We start from the raw sequence: 3,898 nt of genomic DNA on the forward strand, positions 1-3,898 counted from the left end.
CCCGCCGTCAGCCCCCGCACCCCCGTCGACCTGGGACCGGCCCGGTCCGCCGCCGTCGCCGCCCGCGTGCTCGGCCCGCTCGTCGCCCAGGGCGCCGTCGTCCGCCGGCCCCGCGCCACCGCCTGGGCCGAGCGGCACCAGACCGACCGTTCCGCGGGCGCGCTGCTGCGGGACCTGCGCCGGGAGCACGACGGCGCCCCGGTGCTGCTGCGGCTCGGCCCGCGCCGGCTGGTGCTGCCGCTCGACGCCCGCGACGTGGGTGCCCTGCTCGCCGGCTCCCCGGAGCCGTTCAGCCCCGCGACGGTGGAGAAGCGCGCGGCGCTCGGCCACTTCGAGCCGGACGCGGTCCTGATCTCGGCGCCCGGGCGGCGGCCCGCCCGCCGGCTGCTCAACGAGCAGGCGCTCGACACGTCCGAGCCGGTGCACCGGGACGCGGACCCGCTGCTCGCGGCGGTCGACCGCGAGGCGGCGGCGCTGCTCGCGGCCGTCGAGCACGGCGGCGTGCTCGACTGGGACACCTTCGCCCCGGCGTTCTGGCGGACGGTCCGCACCGTCGTCCTGGGGGAGTCCGCGCGCGACGACGACCGGGTCACCGAGGTGCTGGGGACTCTCCGACGGGCCGCGAACTGGGCGTACCTGCACCCGCGGCGCCCGCGGCTGCGCGCCGAGCTCGCCGACCGGCTGCGCACCTACGTCCGGCGGGCGGAGCCCGGCAGCCTGATCGCGCACGCCGCCGCCGCGCAGGCCGACCGCGGCGTCGACCCGGCCGGCCAGGTGCCGCAGTGGCTGTTCGCCTTCGACGCGGCCGGCGCCGCGGTGCTGCGCGCCCTCGCCGTGGCGGCGGCGCGCCCGGCGGTCCGGGACCAGCTGCGAGTCGAGGCGGCGTCGGGGGCCGCGATGCAGCCGTACGCCCGCGGCGCGGTCCTGGAGTCGGTGCGGCTGTGGCCGACCACGCTGGTCGTGCTGCGGGACAGCACCGCGCCGACGACGTGGGGCGGGCGGGTGCTGCCGGCGGGCACGGGCTTCGCCGTGGTGAGCGCCCACTTCCACCGGGACCCCGAGCGGCTCGGCATCGCGGACGCCTGGGCGCCGGAGGCGTGGCTCGACGGGCGCGCCGACGCCGACTGGGGGCTGCTGCCGTTCAGCGGCGGGCCGGTGTCCTGCCCGGGCCGCAACGTCGTGCTGCTCGTGGCCGGGCGGCTGCTCGCCCGGCTGTCGGAGGCCGAGCTGGTGTTCCCCCGGGCCCGGTACCTCGCCGCCGACCCGCTGCCCGCGACGTTCGACCACTACGGCGCGCGCTTCCGCACGGGGGCGCGTGCGGCGTCCTGACCGACGGCCACCGGGGCGAGCGGCCCGGGGCACCCGGCCGGGGTGCGCGGGCGGGTGAATGCGTGGGCCGTCCGGGCGCCGCCGCTGGTGGCTGCGTCACAGTTCCCCGAAATACGGACGAAACCTGTCGCCCGACAGGCGTAAAGTGGGGCCCGAGGGCGCGTCGCCCGCCGGGGCCAGTCCCGGGCGGCCGCTCGACTGCCGACGACGGCCGCCTGCGAGCCGCAGCGCGGCGCGTTCGCCCGTCCCGCGCCCTCCGCGGCGACCGGCGACCCCGGGGACCGCGGCCCGTGACGCACCGCAACAGCCCAGGAGGGCCCCCGATGAACACGTCCATCGCCCGAGCCGGTCGCCGGACCACGCGCACTGCCGGCGTGGCCGCCGCCGCCGTCGCGACGGTCTCCCTGCTCGCCGCCTGCGCCTCCGCTGAGGGCGGCACGTCGGCGGGCTCGGCCTCCGACGACACCACCACCGCGTCGGCCGAGGCGACGGAGGTCCAGGTCATCGACCAGACCAACCTGCTCCTCACCACGGCGCAGGAGACGCTCGAGGCCCGCGGCCTCGAGGTCCAGGTCGCCGACGCGTCCGGCCAGGGCCGCGCGATCGACGACCCGACGCAGTGGGTCGTCGTGACCCAGGACCCCACGTCCGGCTCGGTCGAGCGGGGCACCGAGGTCACCCTCACGGTCCGCATGACCACCGACCCGGTGGGCTGAGGCGGAATAAACGCTGGCCCCGCCGCGCTGGACTGGGTGAGACTCAGAGCTCCCGGTCCGCGCGGCGGTGCAGCATCCCGCCGCGGAGGGACCGGCCCGGACGCGGAGCACGCGCCCCTCGTGAGGGGTGGACGGACGCGGGACGGGTGGCTCGTCACCGACGGCCCTCAACGAGGCCGGGGCGGATCAGGTCGCGCGGGAGAAGGACAAGCGGGCGCGGCGGACGGTGGCGTACAGGTGCTGACCCCTCGGGGCGCCCGGACCGCCGGGCCGGGCACCGACCCGGCCGGCCGGTCGTCCCGTCAGACGTAGGGCGCCGCGAGCCGGCGCAGCTGGGCGGCGTACCCGCCGCCGAACAGCACGGCGTGCATGCCCACCGGGTACACCTGGTGCAGCGCGACCCGGTGCTGCCACCCGCGGCGCAGCGGGTGCACCTCCTGGTAGGCGTCCAGGACGTCGGCGAGGTGCGGGCAGCCGAACAGCGCGAGCATCGCCAGGTCGGACTCCCGGTGGCCGCCGTGCGCCGCCGGGTCGATCAGCGTCGCCCCCTGCGGCGTCCACAGCACGTTGCCGGACCAGAGGTCGCCGTGCAGCCGGGCCGGCGGGTCGTCGTCGTCCCAGTCCCCGGCGCGCAGCCGGTCCGCGAGGCGGTGCAGGAGGGCGAGGTCGTCGTGCCCGAGGGCGCGGCGGCGCTCCGCCGCGGCGGCGAGCGGCTCGACCCGGCAGTCCGCGAGGAACGCCCCCCACCGCTCGTGGTCGCCGGCGGGCATGGGCAGGGGCTGGTCGAGCGGCCCGAAGAACCCGTCGCCGGGCCAGCCGTCGGGCGGGCTGCCGAACCGCCGCGCCCCGGCGTCGTGCGTGACCGCCAGGCCCCGGCCGAGCTCGCGCGCAGCCCGGCGGGTCGGCGGCACCTCGGTCAGCGCGGCGAGGTCCAGGTGGTCCGGTCCGACGCCGAGCACCTCGACCACCGGGGCGCCGCCCCGGACCCGCAGCCAGCGCAGGCCCGCCGCCTCGCACGCGAAGAACCCGGGTGGCGCGCCCGCGCGGCGCTTGCGGTAGGTCTCCATGCGCGGCCTCCTCCGTGCGGGCGGGGCGGGCGCGCGTCCGGCTAGCCTGGCGCCCGTGCCCGCCGACGCTGAGCCGATCCTGGTGAGCGCGGCCGGCGCGCCGGGGGAGGCGCGCCGTGCGCGGGCCCCCCGCGGGACGCCGGCCCTGCCCGCCGCGCTCCTCTCCGGCGCGGGGCGGACCCCGGAGGGCGCGGCCTGGCTGGCGCGCCTGCCCCGCCTGGTCGACCGCGCCACCCGCCGCTGGGACCTGGTCCTCGGCGAGCCGTTCCCGTCGGGCTCCGCCTCGTGGTGCGCGCCCGCGCGCGACGCCGCCGGGAGGGACCTCGTGCTCAAGGTGTCGTTCCCGCACGACGAGGCCCGCGACGAGGCCGTGGTGCTGCGGGCCTGGGGCGGACGGGGCGCGCCGCCGCTGGTCGACGCGCACGCCGGCGACTGGGCGCTGCTGCTGGGGCGGGTGCGGCCCGGGACGCCGCTGCGGGCCGTGCGCGCGCCCGCGACCCGGCGGCTGGCCGAGGCGGCCGACCTGCTGCGCGTCCTGCACGCCGCGCCGGCGCCGGCCGGCCTGCCCGCGCTGGCGGACGTCGCGCGCGGGCTCGCCGACCTGGCCGCCGAGCGGGCGGGACGCGCGGTCCGGGCCGGGGTGCGGCTCGACCCGGGGCTGCTGCGGACGGCGGACGCGACGCTCCGCGGGGCGGGCCGCCCGGGGACACCCGCGGGCGTGACGCTGCACGGCGACGCGAACCCCGGCAACCTGCTGCTGGCCGGCGGGGGGCCGGCCAGCAGCAG

At 79.9% G+C, this 3,898-nt stretch carries 4 protein-coding genes; 3 read left to right on the forward strand and 1 reads right to left on the reverse strand.

Going from position 1 to position 3,898, the window contains the following annotated elements:
• Both MHY85_RS20380 and MHY85_RS20385 read left to right on the forward strand, forming a co-directional pair.
• The coding region (locus MHY85_RS20380) for a cytochrome P450 (RefSeq protein ID WP_239200141.1) at positions 1-1,329 on the forward strand (1,329 nt) is incomplete at its 5' end.
• Positions 1,330-1,652: 323 nt separating this feature from the next.
• A complete protein-coding gene (locus tag MHY85_RS20385) occupies positions 1,653-2,045 on the forward strand; it encodes a PASTA domain-containing protein (RefSeq protein WP_239200144.1) in 393 nt (130 codons plus the stop codon).
• Positions 2,046-2,347: 302 nt separating this feature from the next.
• Here the strand turns inward: MHY85_RS20385 and MHY85_RS20390 are convergent, their stop codons facing one another.
• Positions 2,348-3,112: a fructosamine kinase family protein gene (locus MHY85_RS20390; protein WP_239200147.1), complete on the reverse strand. Its 765-nt coding sequence runs from the start codon at positions 3,110-3,112 to the stop codon at positions 2,348-2,350.
• 55 nt (positions 3,113-3,167) lie between these two features.
• Between MHY85_RS20390 and MHY85_RS20395 the strand changes: the two genes are divergently transcribed.
• A partial coding sequence (locus MHY85_RS20395; protein WP_308191455.1) for an aminoglycoside phosphotransferase family protein occupies positions 3,168-3,898 on the forward strand: 731 nt, incomplete at its 3' end.

The sequence above is a fragment of the Cellulomonas sp. ACRRI genome, from assembly GCF_022346185.1.
In the GTDB taxonomy this organism is placed as follows: domain Bacteria; phylum Actinomycetota; class Actinomycetes; order Actinomycetales; family Cellulomonadaceae; genus Cellulomonas.

What these genes read in the sequence shown, in the direction of transcription:
- MHY85_RS20385 (WP_239200144.1), top strand. Translation starts at nt 1,653, where the DNA reads ATGAACACGTCCATCGCCCGAGCCGGTCGCCGGACCACGCGCACTGCC.
- MHY85_RS20390 (WP_239200147.1), bottom strand. Translation starts at nt 3,112, where the DNA reads ATGGAGACCTACCGCAAGCGCCGCGCGGGCGCGCCACCCGGGTTCTTC.